This is a genomic window from Paenirhodobacter sp. (genome assembly GCF_047600745.1).
Classification (GTDB): domain Bacteria; phylum Pseudomonadota; class Alphaproteobacteria; order Rhodobacterales; family Rhodobacteraceae; genus Rhodobacter.
The window spans coordinates 1,452,163-1,477,142 of record NZ_JASGKI010000004.1 but is presented as its reverse complement, the minus strand read 5'-3'; the positions used below and the strand labels follow the sequence as shown (position 1 = coordinate 1,477,142).

Here is a 24,980-nt window from a genome sequence, read left to right as displayed (position 1 = left end):
GACGACGATTTACACCGCCGTGGCCGGAGCCTTGTAGACACCCCGGGCCATCACGGCCCAGACGATCCGCGCCGTTCGCGATGAGCTTGAACCCGTGGCGCTTCATCGCTCATTGTTGGCCAAAGCCACCCGCACCAGCATCGGTGGTTTGCGCAACAGCAGACTGCTCAGCCAGCTTCCTTGTGAACATTACGTTTGATCACCACGCTGTTGGCGCCATTGATCAGCAGGCGCCGCAAGGATCGTTCCCCCATTCCGGCCGTCGCTCCGAGACATTGCTTCCCGCCGGTCGAATGCTGCCGTGGCACCAGACCAAGCCAGGCGGCAAAATCGCGGTCCTTGCGGAACGTCTCGGGTGGCGGAGCCAGAACCGCAATGGCCGTGGCGATCAGCGGCCCGATCAGGCACCGTCATCAGCCGCCGGGCGACGTCATTCTCCTTGGCGCGCCGCGCGATCTCCGCATCTCTGCCTCCAGGTGCGCGCGTGCCGCGATTAAAGCCTTCAGCGTGGGAATGGCATCGGTAGGCAGGTCACTTTCCGCATCCTCGACGAGGACAATCAGCCGTGCCGCGTTGGCCGCTTCCTGCGGCACGATCTGCCCGAACTCGGTCAGATGGCCGCGCAATGCGTTGATCGCCCGCGTGCGCTGCCGGATCAGCAGCTCGCGCAGGCGGAAGACCATCGCCGCGCCCTGAGTCTCTTCGCTCTTCACTGGCACGAAGCGCATTGTCGGCCTCTGAGCCGCTTCGCAGATTGCCTCGGCATCCGCCGCATCGTTCTTCTGGCGCTTCACGAACGGCTTGACGTAAGTGGGCGGGATTAGCCGCACGTCATGGCTCAGCTTGCCGATAGTAATGCGCCCCTCCACAAGCTTCCATCGCCACGACGCAAGAGGGCAACTGGCTGAAAACCCCAGCACCTGCGACCGCCGCAACTTCCTACGCAGAACGGCCTGTCCTGCGCCGTCGGCTCCATGCACCTGGAACACATTCTGCGCCAGTTCGAGCCCGATCGCGATAATCTCCAACATGACCGCTCCCCGAAATGGATCCTCGCAGACCCACCCGGGCACACAAATGCCCGCAGGGGGGAGGGACAGCAACAGGGCCCATAGAGCGATCTGCATCGGAAACGCGGGTCCTCTAAAGACGCTCGACAACCGCTGGAAGCGATAGAGCCGGATGGGTGTGTTTGCCGCCATCATGATCGAACGGATCACGCAGGCGCAGGAAACCGGGATCGTGATGATCGACGCCGAGCCTCGTGCGGAAGCGGCGAGGGCGTCCGAAGGCGCATCGGACGGCGTTAAGCCTGGGGGTTCAAAAGGGGATGGGGACGGCTGATCGGGCGAACCAAGGGGGGGCTGAACTCGAAGCTGCGCGTCCTGACAGATATGAAGTGCCGCCCGATCTGGATGTTTCTGTCGGCAGGCTAGACCTCGGATTATATCGGGGCGTAGGCGTTACGGTCTTCCATCCCTCAAGGCGGAGTGCTGCTTGCCGACCGGGGATAAGATGCCGGATGGCTTCGCAACGCACTGATCAACATGGGGATTTCGTCCTGCATTCCGCCCCGCATCGCACGGTAGATCCCGATTCCGCACAACGTCAGCCTCTGCCGTCAACGCCGCAGGATCGAGAACATGTTCGCAAGATTGAAGGACTGGCCAATCGTCGGAAACACAGTCCCCGGAGCGTTTTTTGATCCTCTTCATAGAACGCAACCCGCTGCGACCGATGCCCCATCCTGTTCCTATCAGCCTGCGCGTTGGTCATATATTGGTTGAGAATCTTGGCTGCCGACGCACCTGCCGGGCGCTGATGAATTGATGCCAGTTTTGGGCCCTGACTGCGGATTTTGCGGAATTGGGGCGCCGATTCCACGGCATCGTGGGCAGCTATTCCATGGGTCGGGCATAGTGACCGACGGGTTTCATGGGGTCAGGTCTGCGGGTTGAGGTCAAGGGGTTTTGCGGCTCTTCTTCGCATGCTTTCACCCGAGAGCCGGGGGCGGTGGGCGTTGTGGATGAGGCGGTCGATCCAGCCGCCGTCGTTCAGATGGGCCATGACGGCGCGGTCGATGCCGCGGGGCGTGCGCAGGTCGAGATCCTCGACACTGGCGGCCTGACGTAGGGCGGCGGACTTCAGGCGGGCGGTCAGCCGCTTGGCGTCGCGCTCGGCGGCCTCGCGGTCGACGAGCAGGCCTAGCCGGTCCTTGAAGGTGGGGCCGGCGCGGCGCTGCTCGTCCAGCGCGCGCCATTCCGGCCAGGCCGAGCGCGATGAGGCGCTCGGAAGTGTGGGCAACATGGGTTCTCTCCTTGTCAGTGGCATAGCCTTGGCCACGGATATTGGCGGGGCGCAGGGGGCGGTCTTCGGGGCGCTCCTCGAAGAAGGCGCGGTCGAGGTCGTTCTTCAGGATCAAGGTGACGGACCGGGCCCGGATGGCCAGCCCGCGCCGGCAGGCGGCATCGAAGCGCATGGCTTCTCGCCAGGGCCAGAACGCCCATGCAGGCGCGGAAGCCCTGCTCGGATGGGCGGGCCGACCCCCGCGAATGACCTGACCGCCATGCAGCGGAAGCCCTCGTCGGGATCGCGGCGGGCCGTCATGAGCGCCTCGCAAAGGCGGTGGCACCGCCTGCGCCAGCATCCGGGCCGGGGTCCATTCCGCGTGGCGCCTGTGAGCGGAGGGCATGTGATTGGGCAGCGTCACATGGCTGCGCCGCCCCGGGCAGATGGCTCGCAACCCTCTGGCCCTTGTGGAAAACCCCGACGATCCCGCCGCAGGTCCGGACATCCATCGCCGCGCGGATCAGGCCGAAGGGCACGGAATGCCAGGAACTGTCCATCTCGATGTGATGGTCCGTCGCCACCCGGGCGCGCTTCCAGCGTGCAAAGGCATAGGCCTCTGCTGGCAAGGGCTGGAGATGCGGCCGATCCAGCGTGGCGAAGAGATCGGCGCGGCTGGCGCCGTAACTCCGCATGTTCAGCACGTCGCGCAACACCGGATCGCGGCGTTCAACCCGGCCAGCGAGAAGAAGCGCCGGTTGCGCAGCCGTGCATCATGCCGAAGGCGCGTCTGCGACACGACGATCCAGTGCTGCGCCACCTGCACCGCGATCTTGGCCTTGTCGCGGGGTTTGCGCGGCCGGGCTAGCAGGATGGCAGGGCCGTAATGTCCGGCCATCTCGGCATAGCTCCGGTTCAGCCCGGAAGGTCGGTCTTCAGAACCGCCGCCTTCAGATTGTCGGGCACCACCCCCTTCGGCACGCCGCCGAGGAAGACGAACATCCGGGAGCGCCGATCCAGTCCTCCAGCCCTTCCGTGGCAACAGCCTCGGCATAGGTGTAACTCGACGCGCCCATCGCGGTGACGAACAGCTTCATCGCCCGCACCTCGCCGCTTGCCGGATCAATGACGTCGATCCTGTCCCCGGCGAAATCGACGAAAACCTTATCGCCCCCGACATGCGTCTGCCGCATCGCCGGACGCACCCGGCCTTTCCAAGCGTCATAATGGGGGCAGAACCAGGTGTAGGCAAAGCCCTCGGGATAGACGGCGCGATATTCTTCCCAAAGCAGGGCCCGCGTGACCCCGGGCCAACGAAGTTTCCGATCGACAGAGGCCCAATCCGGCACGGGACGCTCATGATCCGGCACAGAGGGGCGGCTGGAAACAGGAGCAGTTCAAGGTCGTCATCCAGGCCTGCCGGCAATGGCCAACCCAGGCCAGCCTTGCGTGCCCGCCGCAGGTAAGTCCCGTCGCTGGTCTTGCTCAGCCCGAGCGAGGCCGCAACCTGACGTTCGCTCACCCCATGGGCGTGCTTCAATCTCATCACGTCGCGTATCCGCCGCATGTTCAGCCGTCCTGTCGGCATTCAGCCCCTTCGTTCAAACGAAGGGCACCTTGGCTTCTGGCCGTCGGTCACACCGAATCGCCCACGATCACATGGAACGGCCGCCCAGCATCCCGTGGAATCCGCGCCAGCCATCGCGTGAAACACGCAAGCCTTCTCGCCGAGGGCATTGCGGTTCCGCTAACGAAACTTTGTGCCGGACAGTGTATTACCGGCGAACCAAGGCGGCTCCGAAGGTCGATCCGCGCTTTGCCGCGCCGATCAAGGCGATGATCGAGCAGGGGCCGTCTTTCGGCTACCGGACCGTGGCCTGGCTTCCGAGGCTCGACAAGAACACGGTTCAGCGGACCTTTCAGATCAAGGGCTGGCATGAAGCGACCGGGGGATGCGCCCCGCATCGCGGCGATCCCGTCTTGCGCCAAAACGCCGGTCGATCGGACAGGATGGCGGGGCCGCGCTGGCCTTGGTTATGGAGTGCCACACCCACGAACTGCCGGGCTGGCACCGGTTTGTGAATGCCGCAAGGCCCGGAGAGTTGCCGTTCTGATTGGCGGTATTACTTTCATGGCTGAGATGTCGGCGTGCGTCGGTTCGAGACATCGGCCAAACGAATCGCCGATCTTAGCTTGATGTCGACTGAATGCATGAGGGGCAAGATGAAAAAGTGCTGGGGAGTTGCCTGAGAGTCAAGGTCCCCGTGTGACGAAAATTGATTCAGAGGAATTGGATTTATCGCCTGTAGATGCGACCGGGCGAGTGCAAGATATACATCCTCAAAGAGCAGTGGTCGGAGATCAGGAGGTTTTTCGGATGACGCAGTTCCGTTTGACGATAATATATTTCCCTGATTTTCTGCCTGTTTCTTGGAGGGGCGGATAAAATTGTGAGTCAGGAGCCGGAGTGAGACTGTGACGAGGCGGAAGTTCTGCCGTGGGTTCAGGATCGGGGCGTAGTGGCGGAGCTGGCTGTCCGTGACCTTGATGTGTCTGAGCTGTTCTGGTGGGTGCGCGAACGGAGTGCAACACTTGCCGCGGCGTTCTACGGGAACGGTCAGATGCGGGCCGATCTGGGGAAATTGTGGCGCGGGGGAAAGAGCGGGCGCAGCTGTGCCACGGATTCAGTCAGCGGCGCGAACCCGCGCAGAAAGCATTTCAAACCCGGATACCTCAGGCCAGTCGAGTTCGACCCGCCCAAAGCCAGCTTAACCCCCCTCTTCAAGACCGACAGCAGTTTACCCGCCGGGTCAGCGCGACAAGAAATCGTCTGTGGTGACAACAGCTATAGCGAAGGAAATGGAAGCGTTCATGTGGTATATCGCGCATCGCGCCATGTCTGCGCCCTGAGCATGCGCACACATGCGCTCAGTGCCGGGGAATATCCGACAGTTGCTTTGGCGAAAACTTCATGATGGCATTCGGTGCGAAACAAAAATAACCCTGAGATACACAATCGACGTTCCTGTTATCCAGCCTCCACTTTATCACGCCTTCAGGTATCGTGCCCACCTTTGGATGCCAAGATCACGATAAATGCGCAAGTGTCTTTCATCTTTGGGGAATACTTGAGGGAATATAACCTGCTGTCATTCCGGTCGCATTTTCTGGAATTTTCCGCGGCCCGGTGTGTTCGATGATGACCTCCATAGACTGACATACTCCGAAATTTTCGGAAACGCGATGATTGATCTTGATCTCTTCCGCATTCATGCGAAGGGATGGCGGTTGCGTGGAATATCTTGTATTCGTGATTTGCGACACCCTGTTGCATTGAAGGCAGAGGTGAGTGTGGGAGGCTTGATTTTGAAGAAAATGGTTATCCTGTCTTGGTTCCGGGCGTTTCATCAGCATGGTTTTTCGGATTTTCAGGCGTAATTCTGTTTTGCTGTACAAATCGAAAGGTGCGACGGAAAGTCAAAAATTCGATCTGACCGGCATGAAGGAGCTTTTCTGCACGGCTTTGTTTCAAAAATTCCGTGAGGGGGTCATCTTTTACGGCCATGGTCCTATCTGGGGCGCATGAGCATACAGGCATCCCAACCTACAGGACCAGGAACTCGCCCCCGTATAAGGCATCGCTGACGCGGCGAGGTTCTCTGACGATCTGGTTCGATTCCGAGATGAGTTGGGATGCCGTGCCGACAGGCGGGCGGGGCTGCTATCCAGATTGGCCTGACGATGAAAGTGCTTTTCGGCGGATCGAACCACAGGAACGCCACTGGGTCGATGGATAATGGTGAGTTTTGTCGAATGCCTGTGGCATCCGGTCGGCCTCGGTGGAACGGTGCCCGATTTCAGCACGCTGAGCCACCATCCAGTCGAGGCGGCCAACATTCCCTGTCGCGGCTCCAAGTAATTGCTGATCGACAACACGGGATCAAGGTCGGAGGCGAATGGGATGCGCGCAAGCACGGTGGTCCGAAACGCCGCGTCCGGCGCAAGATCCATCTCGGGATGACGAACGGACATTGGGAATCCGGGCTGCGGAGATCACCGCGCCACATCGGCGATCGCCCATTCTGCCCGATCTGCTCAGCCGGATCCCGGCGGATCGGGAAGTCGCCAGCGTTACCGCGGACGGCGCCTGTCCCTTCCCGCCTTCGTTGTCGAAGACATACGGCATCGCGCATGCCCGTTATCAGATCAGCGCGCGCCAGAGCAGCACGGTGGCGGAGGCTGCCGAGACCGTCAGCACGATCCTTTTCATATGCCCCTTGTGCACCAGCCGCCGACCCCAGCCAGACAGCAGCAGCCCCGCCAGCGCGAAGGGCAGCAGCGCCGCCGCCAGCGCCACGTCCCGCGCGCCGAAATGCCCGCCCGCCCGGAGCGCGACCATCGACACCACCCCGCCGACGACGAAAAAGGCGTTGAGCGTGGCGCGCATCCGCGCGGGGTCCGCGTCCTGATAAACCATCGCCATCGGCGGCGCGCCGATCGAGGTCAGCGTGCCCATGAACCCCGAAACCAGCCCCGCGCCGAACAGGTTGCGCGGCGTGCAGCGAAAGCGAATCCCGGCAAGGCTGAGCACGACCCCGAGCAGGACCGCGAGCCCGAAGACCAGCGAAAAGCCGCGCGGGGTCATCAGGCCGATGGCGAATGTCGCGAACAGCGCCGCGATCAGCCGCCCCGACAGCGCATAGCGCAGGTCGCGCCAGTCGATCGCGGACCGTTCGGAAACCGCCCCGCCGATACAGACCAGCGTCGAGACGGCCACCACCGCGCCCGGCACGAAGGCCGGGTCGATCAGCGCGAGCAGCGGCGCCGAGAGCATGTTGAACCCGAAGCCGGTCGATCCCTGGATCGCGCCCGCGGCGATGACGGTGACGATGGCCGCGAGCCCGGGCCAGGACAGCAGAAGGTCGATCATGTCTCGCGGTTCCAGCAGGCGGCGAAATGCTCGCCACGTTTGCGCAACAGCCGCGGCGCCTCGATCCGGCAGCGGTCTGTGGCGAGGGGACAGCGCGGGTGAAAGCGGCAGCCGGCGGGCGGGTCGGCGATGTCGACCGATTCCCCCGGATGCACGATCCGGCGCCGGGCGCGCTGCGCCGCCGGATTGGCGACGGGCACGGCGGAGAGCAGCGCCTCGGTATAGGGGTGGATCGGGCGGTCGTAGATTTCATCGCGCGGGGCGATTTCGACGATCCGCCCGGCATACATGATCGCGACGCGGTGCGAGATATGGCGCACGATGGCAAGGTCATGGGCGATGAACAGATAGGACAGGCCAAGCTCCGCCTGAAGATCCTGCATCAGGTTCACCACCTGCGCCCGGACGGAGACGTCCAGCGCCGACACCGGCTCGTCCGCCACGATCAGCGCGGGTTTCAGCGCCAGCGCCCGGGCGATGCCGATCCGCTGCCGCTGCCCGCCGGAAAAGCTGTGCGGATAGCGCGCGGCGGCATCGGCGGGCAGGCCGACACGATCCAGCAGCGCCAGTACCCGCCCGCGCGCCTCGGCCTTCGTTGCGAGGCCGTGGACGATCAGCGGCTCGGCGACGATATCGCCGATGGTCTGGCGCGGGTTGAGCGAGGTATAGGGATCCTGCAACACGATCTGCATCCGGGCGCGCAGGCGGCGCAGCGGCTCGCCCGTCAGGCGGGTGATGTCCTGCCCCTCGAAGACGATCCGGCCCTGCGCGGCCTCGATCCGGCGCAGGATGGCACGCCCGACGGTGGTCTTGCCCGATCCGGATTCGCCCACCAGCCCCAGCGTCTCGCCCGGCGCGATGTCGAAGCTGACATCCGAGACGGCATTGACCGCGCGGCGGCGGCGGAACAGCCCGCCGCTGCGGGTTTCGTAGTCGATGCCGAGGCCGGTGACGGAAAGCGTCGGGGTCATGCGGCCCTCCAGGCGTTTTCCCCGGCCTTGCAGCAGGCGACGGTGCCCGCGGCCCAGGGCCGGAGGCCCTGCGGCAGGGCGCATCGTCTGGCGGCGATCGGGCAGCGCGCGCGGAAGGCACAGCCCTCGGGCGGCTGGAGCAGGCCGGGGGGCGTGCCGTCGATCGCGGTCAGGCGGTCCTCGGGCACGTCGAGGCGCGGGGTCGAGCGGATCAGCCCCTGGGTATAGGGATGGGCGGGGCGCTCGAAGATGTCGTCGACCGGCCCGGTCTCGATGATCTGGCCGGCATACATCACCGCGACGCGGTGGCACAGGCCCGCGACGATGCCGAGGTCATGGGTGATCAGGATGATCGACAGGCCGAGGCTGGCCTGCAACCCGGCCAGAAGGTCGAGGATCTGCGCCTGGATCGTCACGTCGAGCGCGGTGGTGGGTTCGTCCGCGATCAGGAGTTTCGGTTCGCAGGCGATCGCCATGGCGATCATCACCCGCTGCCGCATGCCGCCCGAAAACTCATGCGGATACTGGTCGAGCCGCCGCCGCGCGCCGGAAATGCCCACCGCCGACAGCAGCTCCGCCGCCCGCTCCCGCGCGGCCCGGCGCGGCAGGCCCAGGTGCAGGCGGATGGTTTCCGTGATCTGGTCGCCGATGGTCATCAGCGGATTGAGCGAGGTCATCGGGTTCTGGAACACCATGGCGATGTCCTTGCCCCAGACCCGCCGGGCCGCCCGGCCCGAAAGCGGTGCGCCCTGCCAGCGGATCGCGCCGCCGGAAATCCGCCCCGGCACGTCGATCAGGCCCATCACCGCCTGCGCGGTGACGCTCTTGCCCGAACCGGATTCGCCGACGATGGCCAGCGTTTCCCCCGCCGCGACCGAAAGCGTCACCCCGCGCAGCGCCTGCACCGTGCCCGCGCGGGTGTCGAAGGCGACCTGAAGGGTGTCGATCTCCAGCAGGGGGGTCATGCGCGGGCCCTCCGCCGTGCGGCGACACTGCGGGCGAAGCGTTTCTCGCGCTCTTCCGGATCGGTCGTCACCCGCAGCCAGTTCGCGAACAGGTTGATCGACAGCACCGTGGCGACGATCGCGAGCCCGGGGAAAGTGGCCAGCCACCAGGCGATGAACAGGTAATCCCGCCCCGAGGCGACATCGAGGCCCCAGGACGTCGCCGGCGGCTGCACCCCGAAGCCGAGGAAGGAGACCGCCGCCTCTGCCAGCACGATATTGGTGAATTCGAGGATCGCCAGCGTCAGCAGCGGCGAAACCAGATTGGGCAGGATATGGCGGAAGATCACCCGCGCGGGACGGCAGCCGATGACCTCGGCCGCCTCGACATAGGGCAGGGCGCGGGTGGCGGAGACGATGCCGCGCACCAGCCGCGCATAGACCATCCAGTTCGTCACCGACAGCACTAGGATCAGCGTCCAGACCCCGGGGCCGAGCACCCCCACCACCAGCAGGATCAGCAGGATGCCGGGAAAGGACACCTGGATGTCGACCAGCCGCATCAGCACCGAATCCGTCCGCCCGCCGCGAAACCCGGCCCAGAGACCGACCACCGTGCCGAGCGTGGCCGCGAACAGGCAGGTCAGCGCGCCGATCATCAGCGTCGACCGCCCGCCCCAGATCACGCGTGACAGCACATCGCGCCCGAGGTTGTCGGTGCCGAGGAGATGGTCCCAGCCGCCCTTCGCCATCCAGACCGGCGGCTTCATCCGCGCCGTCAGCACCTGCGCCGCCGGGTCGTAGGGCGCGACCAGCGGTGCCGCCAGCGCCGAGGCCACGATCAGCACGATCACCAGAAGGCCGATCGCCGCCGCCTTGTCCTGCCACAGTTCCGATAGAAAGGCGCGCATCAGTTCAGCTCGATCCGCGGATCGACCGCGCGGGAGGCGACATCGAGCGCGATCCCGATCAGCACGATCAGGAAGGCGATGACGAAGACGATGGCCTGCAACAGGAACAGATCGCCCCGCTTGATCGCCTGCACCGCCGTCATGCCGAGGCCGGGCCAGCCGAACACGGTTTCCACCACCACGGTATAGCCCGACAGGGTGGAGATCAGTTCCCATCCCGAGATCGACAGGAACGGCACCAGGATATTGCGCAGCGTATGCACCCGCAGGATCCGCGCAAGACCCAGACCCTTGGCCCGGGCGGTCTTCACATAGGGTTTGTTCATCTCGTCGATCATCGCGGCGCGCACCATCATCGTGAACCGCGCGAGCGGGGTCAGCGCCATCGTCGCCGCGGGCAGGATCAGGTGCCGCCACGAGCCATAGCCCGATGTAGGCAGCCATTTCAGCACCACCGCGAACAGCATGATCCCCATCAGCCCAAGCCAGAACTGCGGCATCGCCAGACCGAGCAGCCCGACCGACATCGTGATCCGGTCCACCACGCCGCCGGGCCGCAGCGCCGCCACCGCGCCGAGCGGGATCGCCAGCACCACCGCCGTGCCGAGCGACGCGCCGATCAGCAGGAGCGTCGCCGGAAGGCGCTCGAACACCACCTCGATCGCCGGGCGGCGCTGCCACAGGCTGTTGCCGAAGTCGAGCGTCGCAATATCCTGCACGAAGCGGCTGAACTGCACCCAGATTGGCTGGTCGAGGCCGATCTGGGCGGCAAAGGCCGCGCGCTGCGCCTCGGTCGCCGAAAGCGGCAGCATCAGCGCCACCGGATCGCCAAAGACCCGGGTGACGACGAAAACCGTCGCCGTCACGCCGATCACGACGAGCAGCCCCTGCAACAGGCGTCTGACGATGAAACCCAGCACGCGCGCCTCCGTCCGTCACTCGGTGACGGTCATTTCCCGGATCATCAGCTTGGCATCCGTGCGCGGCTGCCAGGTCAGGCGCTCGGACATGCCATAGATGTCTTGCAGGTTGAAGAGCGGCACGGTGTAGTTCAGGTCGTGGCCCTTCTGCTCGATCGCGTCATAGAGCGCCTTGCGCCGGGTGGGGTCGGTTTCCACCCGCGCCGCGTCGATCATCGCCGCCATCTCGGCATCCGAATTCGAGGCGGCGGCCCCGTCCTTGTGATAGATGAAGGACATCTCCCGGTCGGCATCCAGCAATTCGTTGGAATTGGCGATGAAGATCGCATCCGGGCGCGGGCCGCTGCCCATCAGGCTGTCGAGATACTGGGAGAATTCCTGAATGTCCGTGGTCACGTTCAACCCGGTTTCGGCCCAATAGGCGGCGACGGCCTCGATCTGCTCGCGGTCCTTGAGCCAGCGGCCGGCCTCGCCCACCACGGTGATCGGCTTGCCCTCGGCCCCGGCCTCGCGGATCAGCGCCTTGGCCTGATCCGGGTCGTAGGGATAGGGGGTCAGGTTCTGGTTGAAGCCGAAGGCGGCGGGGTTGACGTGAACGCCCTTCGCCACCGTGGCATAGCCCATGAACAGGCTGTCGGCCATCGCCTGCCGGTCGATCGCGAGGTTCAGCGCCTGCCGCACCTTCGGATCCTTCGTCACCTCGTTGTCGGTGCCCAGCACGAAGACCGAGGTCTCCAGCCCCGGCACCGCCACCGCCTTCGGCGCGGAGGCCGCGAATTCCGGCAGCAGGTTGGTGATCAGGTCGAACTCCCCCGCCATCAGGCCCGAAAGCCGGGTGCCGGGTTCGGGCACGAAACGGTAGGTCACTTCCTTGATCTGCGGCGCGCCGCCCCAGTAATCCGGATTCGCGGCCAGCGTGAGGTCGCTGCCCCGGTTCCAGCTTTCCAGCCGGTAGGCCCCGGTCCCCACCGGCGCGGCGGCGAGGTCGGCCGTCTTCGCATGGCCCGGTGCGATCATCTTCATCCAATACATCCGCGACGGCAGGATCGGATCCGGCCCCGAGGTCAGGATGTCCACCGTCAGGTCATCGACCTTCTCGGCGCCCTTGATCGTGCCGAAATAGGCCATCTGCTCGGAATTGTTCGCCGGGTCGATCACCCGCGCGACCGAGGCCACCACCGCATCGGCGTTGAAAGGCTCGCCGTTGTGGAAGGTCACCCCCGGGCGCAGCGTGAAGCGCCAGCTCAGCGGCCCGGTCTGAACCGGCGGCGCGGCGGCAAGGCCCGGGACCAGATCGCCCGTCGGCGTGCGCGCCATCAGCGCCTCATAGATGTTGTCGTTCACCTGCCGCTCGCCGCCGTCGTCGCGCAGTTGCGGATCGAGCGTCGAGGGCTCCGAGCCGATGGCGATGGTGATGGATTGCGCCCCGGCCATGCCCGCAAGCGCGGTGGTGGCGAGAAGGGTGGCGAGGCTCAGAAATCTGGTCATATGTCCCTCTTCAAGTTCAGCTCAGCCCCGGATCGCGCGCGGCGAAACGGGCCGGATCGGTCAGTTCAAACGCCTCGGCGATGTCGAGCAGCCGATGGTCCGCCCCCGCCGCGCCAAGGATCTGCACCCCCAGGGGCAGCCCCTCCGCCGTATGCCCGGCGGGGAAGGCCAGCGCCGGAAGGCCGGTGTAATTCGCAACGATATTCGGAATCGGCTCTTTCATGAAATAGAATGGATGGACGTCGGCGAGCGGCCCGGGCGGCGCCATCGCGCCGGGGATCAGCAGGGCATCGACCGCCGCGATCCCCTCGGCCAGCCGCCGGGTCAGCAGCGGGCGGATGCGTTGCGCGCGGGCATAGTCCTCGGGCGCGATCGCCTCGCCCAGCAGCGCGCGGGCGCGAAAGATCGCGCCGAAGCGGTTCCAGTCCGCGCGCACCGCCCCGGCATGTGCGCGCGCCACCTCGGCCATCATCACCACCGTTCCGGGGGCGTGGAAATGGTCGAGCGGCGGCAGGTCGAGGACATGGACCTCGCCGCCCTCGGCCTCGACCAGCGCGAGCGCCGCGTCGAGCGCCCCGCGCACCTCGGGGTGGATCTGCGCGCCTTCGCCCCAGCCGTCCCGGGGGATGCCGATGCGGACGCCCTTCAGGCTGCCGCTGCCCCGGGGCGCGGGCGGGCGGCCCGCCATCGCGTCGAACAGGATCCGGGTGTCGTCGGCGCTGCGCGCGATGGGGCCGGCATGGTCCATCGTTTCGGCCAGCGCCGAGATCCCCGCAAGCGGCAGCAGCCCGCGCGTGGGTTTCAGCCCGAACACGCCGCACATCGTTGCCGGGAGCCGGATCGAGCCCGCCGTATCGGTGGCGAGCGAGCCGAGGCACAGCCCCGCCGCCACCGTCACGCCCGATCCGCTGGACGATCCGCCGGGGAAGCGCCCGGTGTCCCACGGATTGCGCGCGGGCGGGAAGGGCAGGTCGAAGGACGGCCCGCCAAAGGCCAGTTCGTGGCAGTTCGCCTTGCCCAGCACGATCCCGCCCGCAGCCTTCATCCGCGCGACCACCGGCGCATCCCCGGCCGCGATCCGCCCCGCGCGCGAAGCCGAAGCCCCCGCCGAGGGCAGCCCCGCCACATCGGCAATATCCTTGACCGAGAGCGGCACCCCGGCCAGCGGCCCCACGGCCCCTTCGCGGCGCGCATCCAGCGCGCGGGCCGCCGCCAGCGCCATTTCCGGCGCGACGACATTCATGCCCGCCAGCGGCCCGTCGAGCCGCGCGATCCGGTCGAGGAAATACGCCGTCACCTCCGCGGCGCCGATGTCGCGCGCGGCGACACGGGCGGCCAGCACCCGGATCGGCGTGGTCTCCAGGCTCATCCGGACACCTTCCCCGCCACGTCGCGCGCGCGGCGCAGGATGTCGCGCAGGATCTCCTGCCCCTCGCGGAAGGCGGCGCGCTCGGCCGGGCTGGCGGCCGGCGGCAACTCGGGATCAGTCATGGACCTTCATTTCCTTGACGAGGATCTTCGCATCGACCCGCGGCTGCCAGTCCATCCGCGCCGACATGCCATAGATGTCCTGGTGGTTCAGCAGCGGCACGTCATAGGCCGCGTCATGGAGCTTTTGCGTGATCGCGTCGTAATCCGCCTTGCGCTTCGCCACATCGGTTTCCGACCGCGCCGCCGCGATCGCCGCGCCCAGGGCCCTGTCCGAATTCGACGCGCCGCCCTGACCGGGTTCATAGGCAAAGGCCATCTCGCGGTCGGCGTCGAACAATTCGTTCGAGTTCAGCACGAAATAGCTGTCCGGCCGGGTCTCCCTGTCGAAGATCCGGTCGAGATAGACCGAGAATTCCTCGATCCGGACCGCCACGTTCAGCCCGGCCGCCTGCCAGTAGGCGGCGACGGCCTCGGTCAGTTCGCGGTCCTTCAGCCAGCGCCCCGCCTCGGAGACGAGGGTGATCGTCTGCCCCGTGGCCCCGGCCTCCGCGATCAGCTTGCGCGCGCCCTCCGGATCATAGGGCCAGTCACCGAGCGTTTCGTTGTAGCCGAAGGCGCCGGGCAGGATCAGCTGCCCCCGCGTCGGTTTCGCCAGCCCGGCGAACAGGCTGTCGGCCAGGGTCTGGCGGTCGATCGCCATATTGAGCGCGCGCCGCACGCGCACGTCCTTCACCACCGGATTGTCGACGCCCAGCACGATGACCGAGGTTTCGAGCCCGCTGACGGCCTTGTATTGCGGCACCGCTCCGGCGAATTCGGGCAGCAGGTTCAGCACCACGTCGAATTCGCCCGACATCAGGCCCGACATCCGCGTGCCGGGTTCGGGGATGAAACGGTAAGTGACCTCCTGCACCTGCGGCGCGCCGCCCCAATAGTCCGGATTGGCAACGAGGGTGATGCCGCTGCCATGGTCCCAGCTCTGGAGTTTGTAGGGGCCGGTGCCCACGGGCCGTTCGGCGATCTTCGGGTCGGCGGCATATCCGGCGGGCACCATCTTCAGCCAGTACATCCGCGCGGGCAGGATCGGATCGGGGGCCGAGGTCCGGATCCGCACCGTCAGGCCATCGACCTTCTCGGCATCGGCGAGCGGCCCCATATAGGCCATCTGCTCCGAGGCATTGGCCGGATCCACCACCCGCCGGACCGACGCCACCACGGAATCGGCATCGAAGGGCGTACCATCGGTGAAGCGGATCCCCGGGCGCAGCGTGAATTCCCAGGTCAGCGGGTCGATCTGCACCGGGGCGGCGGCGGCCAGCCCCGGCAGCAATTCCCCCGCCGGGCTGCGCGTCATCAGCGTTTCATAGATGTTGTCGTTCACCTGCCGCTCGCCGCCATCGTCGCGCAGTTGCGGGTCGAGCGTCGATGGCTCCGACCCGATGGCGATGGTCACGGATTGCGCCAGCACCGGCAGGGCGGAACTGACCGACAGCAGCAGGGCGGCAATGCCTGACCGGAAGAACGTTCTGTTCATGGGAACCCCGTTGGCTTTCGGCGTCTCACGGAGGCCGTTGGGGCAATAGTATTTACCTTCCGGGATGTAAGGAATTTTGAAAAAGTGGGTTTGGCATGAATTTTCCGCATGGCGCGGAGGGTCAGGGGGCGCGGAAATCCCGCGCCTGGGTGGAGATCAGCGCGGGGGGATAGTCCTCCCGGCGCGGCAGCGTGGCGATCAGCACCGTCTCCCCCGTGCCCGCCGCGGCCAGCGGGCGCGCATCCGGCCCGGCGATCAGCGACCGGCCGCCGAATGCAAGCCCCGTCTCGGTGCCACAGTAATTCGCATAGGCCACGGTCAGCGCGGACTCATGCGCCCGGGCGGGGACCAGCACCTCCTGCACATGCTCGAACCCCGCCGGATTGGCCGTGGGCACCAGGATGATTTCCGCCCCGCGTTGGGCCAGCGCCGCGGAATGGGCGGCGAATTCGATGTCATAGCAGATCAGCAGCCCGAACCGCCGCCCGTTCAGGTCGAACACCGGCGGCGGGGCGGTGCCGGGGCGGAAGGAGGCGCGCTCCATCGGGCCGAAAAGCTGGATCTTGCGGTAATGCGCCAGCACGGCGCCATCCGGCCCGATCGCGGTGGCGGCGTTGTAGACATCCTCCCCCGCGCGTTCGGCCCAGCCAAGCGTCAGCCCCACGCCCGCCGCCCGCGCCATTTCGCGCAGCCGCGCGATCCAGGGGCCCTGCGCCCCGGCATGCAGGTCGGGCCGGTTGTAGCCGGGCAGGAACAGTTCGGGCAGCAGCACCATCTCCGCCCCCGCCGCCCCGGCCATCCGCAGCAGCATCGCGACATGCCCGAAGGCGGCTTCGGTGTCGCCATTCGTCGGCGAGGGTTGCGAAAGGACGAGTTTCACGATTGGCTCCTGTTCCGGACGGGGCAGCGTCGCATGGCGCGGCTGCTCCCGGCAACTCCCAACCGAAGGGACACTGGATGACCGACCTTTCCGCCTTTGGCCCCGATTTTCCCTTTGCCTACGATACATGGCTGACGCATCCGGCGGGGCTGGGGCAGGTGCCCGCCGCGCGGCACGGGGCCGAGGTCGCCATCGTCGGCGCGGGGGCGGCGGGGGTGATCGCCGGGCACGAGCTGATGAAGCTCGGGCTGCGGCCCGTGCTTTACGAATCGGGGCAGTTCGGCGGGCGGCTCCGGTCGCAGACCTTCGAGGGGACGCAGGACGTCATCGCCGAACTGGGGGGCATGCGGTTTCCGGTGTCGTCGCGCGGGTTCTACCACTATGTCGATCTGACCGGCTGCGACAGCGCACCCTTCCCGAATCCGCTGACCGAGGCGGCGGGATCCACGGTGATCGACCTTGAGGGCGAGACGCTGTTTGCCCGCACGCTCGACGACCTGCCCGGCCTGTATCGCGAGGTCGCCCGCGCCTATGACGCCGCGCTGGAAGAGGGCGCGCGGTTTTCCGACCTGCGCGCCGCGATGATCGCGCGCGACGCCGCCCGGGTGAAGGAAATCTGGGATCCGCTCGTCGCCGCCTGGGATGAGCGCACCTTCTACGACTTCGTGACCTCCTCCGACGCCTTCCGCGCGCTCAGCTTCCGCCACCGCGAGGTGTTCGGGCAGGTCGGCTTCGGCACCGGCGGCTGGGACAGCGATTTCCCGAATTCGATGCTGGAGATCCTGCGGGTGAACCTGTGCGGGCTGGACGACGATCAGCGCTTCATCAAGGGCGGGGTGGAAAACGTGCTGCACCGGCTCTGGCGGCTGCCCGCCGACTGCGCGCATTGGGGGCAGACTTCGCTGGCCGCGCTGAACGGCGGGGCAACGCGGTCGCGCGTCACCCGGATCGCGCGGGACGGCGAGCGGATCGCGGTGACCGACCGCTGGGGCCGGACGGACCTTTACGATGCGGTTCTGGTCACCTGCCAGAGCCACCTGCTCACCACCTCGATCGACACCGACGAGGCGCTGTTCGACCAGAAGCTGTGGATGGCGCTCGACCGCACCCGCTACATGCAGGCGGCGAAGACCTTCGTCATGGTCGACCGCCCGTTCTGGAAGGACACCGGCCCCGACGGGCGGCCGCTGATGTCGATGACGCTCACCGACCGGATCACCCGGGGCACCTATTTCTTCGACAACGGCCCGGATCGGCCCGGCGTGATCTGCCTGTCCTATTCGTGGATGACGGATGCGCTGAAGGTGTTGCCGCATGATGCGGAAAAGCGGGTGGAACTGGCGCTGGCGGCGCTTGGGCATATCTATCCGGGGGTGGATGTCGCCGGGCATATCCGGGGCAATCCGATCTGCGTCAGCTGGGAGACGGACGAGAATTTCCTCGGCGCGTTCAAGGGTGCGCTGCCCGGCCATTACCGCTACAATCACCGGATGTATGGCCATTTCATGCAAGGCGCGCTGCCGCCCGAACAGCGGGGCATCTTCCTCGCGGGGGACGGGATCAGCTGGACCCCGGCCTGGGTCGAGGGCGCGGTGCAGACGGCGCTGAACGCGGTCTGGGGCATCATGGCGCATTTCGGCGGGGCGTCGGATCCGGCCAATCCGGGTCCGGGGGACGTTTATCCGGTGCTCGGCCCCGTCGCCCTCGACTGAGGCGCGATCCAGGCGCGGAAGCGGGTGACGTTTTCGCGGTGGATGCGGTCTTCGGGGATCACCAGCCAGTAGCTTTCGCCCGTGCGCACCGGCGCGCCGAACAGCGGCAGCAACTGCCCCGCCGCCCGTTCGCGTTCGACGTAATGCACCGGCAGGAGGGCAAGCCCGATGCCCTCCACCGCCGCCCGGATCACCATCTCGCTATGCGCCAGGCGCAGCCCCTGGATCGCGCCGTCGAAGGTCCGCCCCGTCGTGCGCAGCCACGACAGCCACAGGCTCGGGCGTTGCGCGTTTTGCAGCGTCGGCATGGTGCGGAAGTCGATGGTCTCCGCCGTGCCGATCCGGGCCGCAAGCGCGGGGGCGGCAAAGACCGCCAGTTCCTCGCGGAACAGTTCCATCGTGCGGCTGTTGCGCCACGATCCAAGGCCGCGCAGCAGTGCCACATCCACCTGTGCCTCCGCCGGGTCCGCACCGGCGGGGAGTTCGGTGATCTCGACCGGGGTCGTGCGGTTCGCCGCGAGGAAATCCGCGATCCGCGGGATCAGCCAGCGCGTCGCAAAGGCGGGCTGCGCGCCGATCATCAGCGCGGCATTGGCCTTGCGCCCGCGCACCGCGTCGATCGACACTTCCTCCAGCCGGTCGAGCGCCTGCTGCACATCCGCCGCATAGGCCCGCCCCGCATCGGTCAGCACGAGGCGCGAACCCACCCTCTCGAACAGCCGCACGCCCAGATAGGTTTCCAGATTGCCGATCTGCCGGCTGATGCCGCTTTGCGTCAGCATCAGATCTTCGGCGGCCCGGGTGAAGTTCAGGTGCCGGGCGGCGGAATCAAAGGCCTGAAGGGCCGAGAGCGAGGGCAGGAAGCGGCGCATGGGGGATCCGCATGGAAGATGCCCCATTGTCATGTATTTTGCTCATCGGGTCCAGTGGAACCGCGTGGCCGTGAAGGGTGCGGGGTCCAGAACCGGCGCGCTGCCCCCGATCAGATCGGCGACCAGCGCCGCGGTCTTCGGCCCCGAGGCCAGCCCGACATGGCCGTGGCCGAAGGCATGGAACACGCCGGGGATGCCGCGCGCCGGGCCGATCACCGGCAGCCCGTCGGGGGTGGAGGGGCGGTTCCCCTGCCAGTGGCGGCGCTCCGCCGCGGGGCTCAGCCCGGGATAGCTGCGCAGCAGGTGGCGGAACAGGATCTCGGCCCGGTTCCAGTCGGGCGGGGCGTCGGCGCTGGCCAGTTCCACCTGCCCGGAGGCCCGCAGCCCGCCACGCACCATCGTATTGGCCATCTTGCCGTCCTGCGGCATCACCGGGATCGCGGGGCCGGTGCCGGGATGCGGGAGTTCGACGTGATAGCCGCGCTCGCTTTCCAGCGGCACCCGGTCGCCCGCCTGCCGCGCCAGCGCTTTGGACCGGATGCCCGCCGCGATCACGGCGGCGTCGCAGGGCAGGGGTCCGGCATCGGTGCGCACGGCCAGCCCGGGCCCGGTGTCGAACCCGGTCGCGCGGGCGCGCACGACCGTCGCGCCACGCTGGCGGCACCATTCGGCCAGACCGGCGACATAGCCGCCCGGATCGCTGCAATGGCCGCCCCCGGTGACCAGAATGCCATAGGTGTAATGCGGGCTGAGGCCGGGGATCAGCGCCTGAATCTCCGCCGCCGAAAGGTCGCGCAGCGCCACGCCGAGGTCGCGCCGGACCTGCCACGACAGCCACTCCGCCTCTGCCGCCCGCCGGTCCGCGAAGGCATAAAGCAGCCCGTCGCGATGGATCAGCCCGCCCAGCCCGGCCCGGGCGGCCAGCGCCGCGTGCCGCGCCGGTGCATCGGCCAGCAGCCCGTTCAGCACCCCCGCCGTGCGCCGCAGCCGTGCCTCGGTCGCCCCGGACAGGACGAACCGCGCCAGCCACGGCAGCAGCCGGGGCAGATGCGCCCAGCGGATCGTCAGCGGCCCGTCGCGGTCGGTCAGATATCCGGGCACCTTGCGCCACATGCCGGGGAAGGACATCGGGATGACGGAGGCCGGGCTGAGGAAGGCGCCGTTGCCATAGCTCGCGGCCTGCGGCCCGCCGGGATCCGCCGGATCGACCAGCGTCACCCGATACCCGCGATCCAGCAGTTCGGCCGCGGTGCAGCACCCCACGATGCCCGCGCCGATGACCACGACATGCCCAGACGGTGTTCCCACGCCCAACCCCTTGCGGCCCACGCGTTCTGCCGCGCTGTTGCCTCATCGCATGGCGGATCGTGGCTGAAAATGTATGAAATACTTGCTTGGCAATGAGCAAAACTCATGCCCGGCGGCGGACCGCTCTCCCGCGGGGGGATGGGAAAGGGCCGGCCCGGAGGCCGGCCGCAGGGATCAGTGTCCCGCCCGCACCTGAGCGACATCGGCGGCGGAGACCGGCCCCGCGCCATTGCCCCAGGCCCCGCGCAGGAAGGTGGCGAGGTCCGCCACCTCGGCATCGCTCAGCCGGTCGGCATAGCCCTGCATCACCAGGTTCATCGGCCGCTTGGCGGTGCCCTTGACCGTGGCGCCGTGCAGGATCGTGTCGATCAGCGGCCGCGCCTGAGCCGCCGTCACCACCGCGTTGCCCTGAAGCTCGGGGAAGATCCCCGGCGCGCCCTTGCCGGTGACAAAATGGCACGCGGAGCAACTGTCGAGGTAGAGCCGCGCGCCGAGCGGCATATCGGGCTTCGCCTCGGTCAGCATCAACGCCGTCTGCCTGCCTGCGTCATCCGCCTCGGCCTCCGGGGTCGCGGTCGGGCCGGGCGCCGCGAAGCTCTGAGGCAGATCGACCTTGCCGCCGTCCAGCCCCTTGAGGAAGGCCGCCATGGCGATATTGTCGGCATCCGTCAGATATTGCAGCGAATGCTCGACCGCGAGGCCCATCTCGCCATTGGCGGTGGAATGGGCGTTGCGGCCGGTGGCAAGGTAGGCCGCCATCTCCGCCATGCTCCACCTCTGCGAGGCCGAATCCGGGCCGCGCAGCGAAGGCACGTCCCAGCCCTCGATGCTGCCGCCGGTGAGGAAGGTCTTCTCGCCCAGCGTCACGCCGTCCTGCGCCATCAGCGGCGTGCGCGGGCTGTGGCAGGCCGCGCAGTGGCCGGGGCCTTCGACCAGATATTGGCCGCGATCCTCGACCGCCGATTTGCCTGCGGGGGTAAAGCCCGGGCCATGGGTCAGCGCGAGCCAGTTCCACGCCCGGATGCCGAAGCGCATGTTGAACGGGAAGGACAGCTCCGTCTTCGGCGCCTGCGCCGCGACCGGCTCCACCCCGTGCATGAGGTAGTCGTAAAGCGCGCGGATGTCCTCCTCGGTCATCAGCCGGTAGTTTTCATAGGGCATAGCCGGATAGAGATGCGTGCCGTCCGGCGCCACCCCATCCACCAGCGCGGCGCGGAAATCGTCGAGCGACCAGGTACCGATGCCGGTGGCCTTGTCCGGCGTGATGTTGGTGGACCAGATCGTGCCCATCGGGCTTGCGATCGCCAGCCCGCCCGCGAAGGGCTTGCCCTCCGGCCCGGTGTGGCAGGCGACGCAATCCGAGGCGCGGGCGATATATTCGCCGCGCCCGGGTTCGGGCTTCCAATCCGCCGGAAGCGCCGCCGAAGGCGCGCTGCGTTGCACCGGCACGAAGACGAAGGCCAGCAGCGCCAGAACCCCCAGCAGGACCAGCGCCGAGAGGATACGAAGAAACTTGATCATCGGTTCTCTCCTTACACCAGCGGGCCGGGGTTCTTCAGGTATTGCGTGCGGATCGCATGCACCGTGTGATAGGCCAGCCCGCCGACAAGGCCGGTGGGGTTGTATTGCGTGTTCTGCACGAAATTCCCCGCGCCGGTGGCAAAAACGTTGTGCATCCCCCAGACCTGGCTGAACTTATTCACCACGCCCTGATCCGGCGTTTCGGACATGATATGCCCGCCGGTGTTGTGGGTGGTCTGATAGGGGCGCACGTCATATTGCGCGCCGATATCCTTGAATGCCGCGCTCATGGAATCCGCGCCCATGGTTTCGGCCAGTTCGACCATTTTCTGCTTCTGATACTGGTTCATCCGCAGGTCGTTCGGGTTCCAGTTGAAGGTCATCCGCATCAGCGGGCGGCCATGCCGGTCCCTGTAGGTGGGATCGAGGTCGAGGTGGTTCGTCCGGTAGGACATATGCGAGCCGTGCGAGCCGATCGACATCGAATGGCCGTACCATTCGCCGATCCCCTGCTTCCAGCCCGCGCCCCAGCCGGGCGTGCCCTTCGGCAGCGCCATCGAGCGGATCGGCTGGCCGTTGAACGTGCCCGCCCGCCAGTAGGCCCCGCCGATGAAGCCGAGCGCGCCGTAATCGTTCTGGTTGACCGAGAAATCGTCGATGCAGATGCCGTTCGCGCCATGCCCGACGAAGGGGTTGAAATTCGCCTCCCTGAAGAACAGCGTCACGCCGCCGTTCATCTGATAGGCGTAATTCTTGCCGGTGACGCCCTGTCCCGTGGTGGGGTCGTAGACCTCGCCGATGCCCGAAACCAGCATCAGGTGGACGTTGTTGAGCGAATAGCTCGACATGATGACGAGATCGGCGGGCTGGAACACCTCTTCCTGCGTCGCCTCGTCGAAATAGGTCACGCCGGTCGCGGTCTTGCCATCCGCCGATTTCTCGACGCGCAGCACCTCGGCGTGCGTCCGGTAGGAGAAGTTCAGATAGCGTTTCAGCGCATCGAGGATCGTCGTCTGCGGCGAGGATTTGGAATACTGGTAGCAGCCGAACCGTTCGCAGAAACCGCAGAAGTTGCACGGCCCCATCTGCATCCCATAGGGGTTGGTGTAGGCGGTCGAGGCAATCCCCGCCGGGGCCGGGAACGGGTGGTAGCCCATCGCCGCCGCGGCCTTGCCAAACAGGCTTGCGTCATAGGTCGCCGGATGCGCGGGCATCGGATAGTCGTCCGAGCGCCAGCCCTCGAACGGGTTGCCGCCGGGCTGGATCCTGCCCTTCAGGTTGCCCGCCGTGCCCGCGATCCCCGCGACCTTCTCGAACCGGTCGAAGAAGGGTTCGAGCTCATCATAGCTGAGCGGGTAATCGGCGAGGGTCATGTCCTCGGGGATGATCGCTTCGCCCCAGTTGTCGCGGACATGGCTGCGCAGCTTGATCTCTTCGGGCTGCGGGCGCCAGTTCAGCCCGTTCCAGTGCGTGCCCGCGCCGCCTACCCCGTTCGCGGGCAGGAACGAGCCCATGTTGCGATAGGGCAGGGCGGTTTCATCCGCGCTGCGGCGCACCGTCACGGTCTGCTGGCTCGGGTGCTGCATGTTCTTGAAGCGCACGCCGTATTTCAGTTCGTCGATCTGGTTCGGATACTGGAATTCCGGCACGGTGTTCTGGTCCCGCCCGCGTTCCAGCGCGACGATCTCCAGCCCCTCCTGCGCCAGTTCGATCCCCATGATCGAGCCGGTCCAGCCGAGGCCGATGATCACCACGTCCTTCTTCTTTTCCTGACGTGCCATGGTTACGCCCTCTCGCCTTTGATCGACACCGGGCCGAGCGGATATTTGATGTTGTGGCGCGTCGGCCATTCGCGGAACGCCGCGCGGGCGCCGGGGAAGCCGATATAGACCCAGGCCTGCATGCCGTGGTTGCCGCCATACATCGGGTCGGCGAAATAGCCTTCCTTGGTGTTGGCGAGCAGGGTGGTGAAGAAGATCTTCAACTCGTCGCCGATCTTCGCATCGCCCTTTTGCAGCGCGGTCAGTGCTTCGTCCTGCTGCGCGGAGTCCAGCACGGCGAAAGCCTTGCCATATTGCGCTTCGCACCAGGCGTTGAAGGCCGGGATCGCCTGCCGGTAAAGCTGTGCGGGGTTCAGCGGCGTCTGCCAGCCGCGATCGGCGCCCACCGTGGGATCATGCGGGCCGGTCATATACCAGTCATCCGCCCGCCCGTAATCGCTGGCAAGCTGGCGGTCGATGAACACCGGCACCCGGGTTTCGAGCGCGCCGGGGCCGTTGCCTTCGGACGGGATCAGCCGCGCCGTCGCGGCCATGACGAAGGCCCATTCGTCGGCGGTGAAATATTCCGGCTTGTAATCGGACAGCGGGACGGGCTGCGCCGGAGTTTCGGCCTGTGCCTGCGCGGTGACGCCCAGGATGGCTGCGCCTGCCGCAGTCGCCTTGAGGAAACTGCGGCGGCTCGGGTAACCGGGTAGGTCGGTCATTGTTTGCCTGCCGTATTGGTTGGTAACCATACCGTGGTATACCCATCCGGCAGAAAGAAAAACCCGGCACGTCAAGCCGTCATGATGTCGCGTTGTGCGCTGGTGCACAGACGCGATGCGGCATTTGCCGATGCCTGGGGGTCAGTGCTCAGGCTGCGCGCAGCTTTCGCACCAGACGCAGGGCCCGGCGCAGCGCGGTGGCCGCCGCGCCAAGGGTAACGAGCCAGAGCGCGGCGCTCAGCACCTGCCCCCGCCCGTCCCACAGCGGCTCCGCGAGCGACAGCAGGGCCGCGGCGGTGATCACCGCCATCCGGTGCTGTTTCGCCATCGGTCCGGCGAAATCCGCCCCGCCGCCGCAGGTCACGCCGAGTTCGCGCACATAGGCGGTCAGGAAGGCGAAGCTGACCGCCGCCCAGCCCAGCCCGGGCAGGCCGAGCCCGAGCGCCACCCCCATCAGGATCAGCCCATCCGACACCCGGTCCGGAAATTCGTTCCAGAAGCCGCCGTCCGGCGCGGCCCGCCCGGCCTCGATCGCCACCATGCCGTCGAACAGGTTGCACAGCAGGCGGATCTGGCACCCCGCTGCGCCGAGCAGCAGAAACAGCCAGCGCCCCGCCCCCGTTCCCGCCGCCCAGAAGCCCAGCCCCGCCACCAGCGCCGCGCCCATCCCGGCGATGGAGATCTGGTTCGGCGTGATCCGCGTGGCCGCGAGCCAGCGCACGGCACGCGCGGCCCAGCGGCTCTGGCGGCTGGCGAGGGGTCTGCGGGTGGCGGTGTCAGCCATGAT

Annotated in this window: 21 protein-coding genes and 3 pseudogenes; 5 read left to right on the top strand and 19 right to left on the bottom strand. The window is 66.9% G+C overall.

Annotated elements, in window-relative coordinates; translation table 11 throughout:
- Window positions 1-9 precede the first annotated feature (9 nt).
- Window positions 10-1,031: pseudogene (locus QM789_RS15915) on the bottom strand (IS110 family transposase).
- A 151-nt stretch (window positions 1,032-1,182) separates the two neighbouring features.
- On the opposite strand from QM789_RS15915, the gene QM789_RS15910 reads away from it, so the two are divergent.
- The gene (locus tag QM789_RS15910; protein ID WP_420352823.1) at window positions 1,183-1,344 is read left to right on the top strand and encodes a hypothetical protein; all 162 of its coding nucleotides are present in this window, start codon (window positions 1,183-1,185) and stop codon (window positions 1,342-1,344) included.
- Between the two features lie 597 nt (window positions 1,345-1,941).
- Here QM789_RS15910 and QM789_RS15905 read toward each other — a convergent pair.
- Both QM789_RS15905 and istA read right to left on the bottom strand, forming a co-directional pair.
- Entirely contained in the window at window positions 1,942-2,307 is a 366-nt protein-coding gene (locus tag QM789_RS15905; RefSeq protein ID WP_420352822.1) for an ATP-binding protein, read from the bottom strand.
- A 22-nt stretch (window positions 2,308-2,329) separates the two neighbouring features.
- A pseudogene (gene istA / locus QM789_RS15900) lies at window positions 2,330-3,874 on the bottom strand (IS21 family transposase); the annotation flags it as partial.
- 931 nt (window positions 3,875-4,805) lie between these two features.
- Here istA and QM789_RS15895 point away from each other — a divergent pair.
- The 3 genes and pseudogenes from QM789_RS15895 to QM789_RS15885 form a co-directional block, all read left to right on the top strand.
- Window positions 4,806-5,261, top strand: a complete 456-nt coding sequence (locus tag QM789_RS15895; RefSeq protein ID WP_420352821.1) for a hypothetical protein — start codon at window positions 4,806-4,808, stop codon at window positions 5,259-5,261.
- Window positions 5,262-5,529: 268 nt separating this feature from the next.
- Window positions 5,530-5,724: a hypothetical protein gene (locus QM789_RS15890; RefSeq protein WP_420352820.1), complete on the top strand. Its 195-nt coding sequence runs from the start codon at window positions 5,530-5,532 to the stop codon at window positions 5,722-5,724.
- Between the two features lie 125 nt (window positions 5,725-5,849).
- Window positions 5,850-6,434 (top strand): annotated as a pseudogene (locus QM789_RS15885) (transposase); the annotation flags it as partial.
- 53 nt (window positions 6,435-6,487) lie between these two features.
- Here QM789_RS15885 and QM789_RS15880 read toward each other — a convergent pair.
- The 10 genes from QM789_RS15880 to QM789_RS15835 all read right to left on the bottom strand — a co-directional run bounded on the left by QM789_RS15880 (window position 6,488) and on the right by QM789_RS15835 (window position 16,295).
- Window positions 6,488-7,216, bottom strand: a complete 729-nt coding sequence (locus QM789_RS15880; RefSeq protein WP_420352819.1) for a sulfite exporter TauE/SafE family protein — start codon at window positions 7,214-7,216, stop codon at window positions 6,488-6,490.
- Window positions 7,213-8,187 carry an ABC transporter ATP-binding protein gene (locus QM789_RS15875; RefSeq protein WP_420352818.1) on the bottom strand — a complete coding sequence of 325 codons (975 nt, stop codon included), beginning with the start codon at window positions 8,185-8,187 and terminating at the stop codon, window positions 7,213-7,215. Before QM789_RS15875 ends, QM789_RS15880 begins: the two co-directional genes overlap by 4 nt.
- On the bottom strand, window positions 8,184-9,152 hold the full coding sequence (locus tag QM789_RS15870; protein ID WP_420352817.1) for an ABC transporter ATP-binding protein: 969 nt from the start codon (window positions 9,150-9,152) through the stop codon (window positions 8,184-8,186). The genes QM789_RS15875 and QM789_RS15870 overlap by 4 nt, the downstream gene beginning before the upstream one ends.
- A complete protein-coding gene (locus QM789_RS15865; RefSeq protein WP_420352816.1) occupies window positions 9,149-10,042 on the bottom strand; it encodes an ABC transporter permease in 894 nt (297 codons plus the stop codon). Before QM789_RS15865 ends, QM789_RS15870 begins: the two co-directional genes overlap by 4 nt.
- Complete coding sequence (locus QM789_RS15860; protein ID WP_420352815.1) at window positions 10,042-10,962, bottom strand: ABC transporter permease; 921 nt, start codon at window positions 10,960-10,962, stop codon at window positions 10,042-10,044. Before QM789_RS15860 ends, QM789_RS15865 begins: the two co-directional genes overlap by 1 nt.
- Before the next feature lie 15 nt (window positions 10,963-10,977).
- Window positions 10,978-12,450 (bottom strand): ABC transporter substrate-binding protein, encoded by a 1,473-nt coding sequence (locus tag QM789_RS15855; protein WP_420352814.1) that lies wholly within the window; start codon window positions 12,448-12,450, stop codon window positions 10,978-10,980.
- Window positions 12,451-12,466: 16 nt separating this feature from the next.
- Window positions 12,467-13,819 carry an amidase gene (locus QM789_RS15850; RefSeq protein WP_420352813.1) on the bottom strand — a complete coding sequence of 451 codons (1,353 nt, stop codon included), beginning with the start codon at window positions 13,817-13,819 and terminating at the stop codon, window positions 12,467-12,469.
- On the bottom strand, window positions 13,816-13,941 hold the full coding sequence (locus tag QM789_RS15845; RefSeq protein ID WP_420352812.1) for a hypothetical protein: 126 nt from the start codon (window positions 13,939-13,941) through the stop codon (window positions 13,816-13,818). Before QM789_RS15845 ends, QM789_RS15850 begins: the two co-directional genes overlap by 4 nt.
- Window positions 13,934-15,415, bottom strand: a complete 1,482-nt coding sequence (locus QM789_RS15840) for an ABC transporter substrate-binding protein (RefSeq protein ID WP_420352811.1) — start codon at window positions 15,413-15,415, stop codon at window positions 13,934-13,936. Before QM789_RS15840 ends, QM789_RS15845 begins: the two co-directional genes overlap by 8 nt.
- A gap of 121 nt (window positions 15,416-15,536) precedes the next feature.
- Entirely contained in the window at window positions 15,537-16,295 is a 759-nt protein-coding gene (locus QM789_RS15835) for a carbon-nitrogen hydrolase family protein (RefSeq protein ID WP_420352810.1), read from the bottom strand.
- 77 nt (window positions 16,296-16,372) lie between these two features.
- Here QM789_RS15835 and QM789_RS15830 point away from each other — a divergent pair, with 77 nt between their 5' ends.
- Window positions 16,373-18,007 carry a flavin monoamine oxidase family protein gene (locus QM789_RS15830; protein WP_420352809.1) on the top strand — a complete coding sequence of 545 codons (1,635 nt, stop codon included), beginning with the start codon at window positions 16,373-16,375 and terminating at the stop codon, window positions 18,005-18,007.
- Here QM789_RS15830 and QM789_RS15825 read toward each other — a convergent pair.
- The 6 genes from QM789_RS15825 to QM789_RS15800 form a co-directional block, all read right to left on the bottom strand.
- On the bottom strand, window positions 17,974-18,879 hold the full coding sequence (locus QM789_RS15825; RefSeq protein ID WP_420352808.1) for a LysR substrate-binding domain-containing protein: 906 nt from the start codon (window positions 18,877-18,879) through the stop codon (window positions 17,974-17,976). The two genes, QM789_RS15830 and QM789_RS15825, sit on opposite strands and share 34 nt — an antisense overlap.
- Before the next feature lie 42 nt (window positions 18,880-18,921).
- Window positions 18,922-20,187, bottom strand: a complete 1,266-nt coding sequence (locus tag QM789_RS15820) for an NAD(P)/FAD-dependent oxidoreductase (RefSeq protein WP_420352807.1) — start codon at window positions 20,185-20,187, stop codon at window positions 18,922-18,924.
- Window positions 20,188-20,361: 174 nt separating this feature from the next.
- Window positions 20,362-21,708, bottom strand: a complete 1,347-nt coding sequence (locus QM789_RS15815) for a c-type cytochrome (RefSeq protein ID WP_420352806.1) — start codon at window positions 21,706-21,708, stop codon at window positions 20,362-20,364.
- Between the two features lie 11 nt (window positions 21,709-21,719).
- The gene (locus tag QM789_RS15810) at window positions 21,720-23,489 is read right to left on the bottom strand and encodes a GMC family oxidoreductase (protein WP_420352805.1); all 1,770 of its coding nucleotides are present in this window, start codon (window positions 23,487-23,489) and stop codon (window positions 21,720-21,722) included.
- A gap of 2 nt (window positions 23,490-23,491) precedes the next feature.
- Window positions 23,492-24,193, bottom strand: coding sequence for a gluconate 2-dehydrogenase subunit 3 family protein (locus QM789_RS15805; protein WP_420352804.1), 702 nt, complete (start codon window positions 24,191-24,193; stop codon window positions 23,492-23,494).
- 148 nt (window positions 24,194-24,341) lie between these two features.
- A complete protein-coding gene (locus QM789_RS15800; protein WP_420352803.1) occupies window positions 24,342-24,977 on the bottom strand; it encodes a CDP-alcohol phosphatidyltransferase family protein in 636 nt (211 codons plus the stop codon).
- Between the last annotated feature and the right edge of the window lie 3 nt (window positions 24,978-24,980).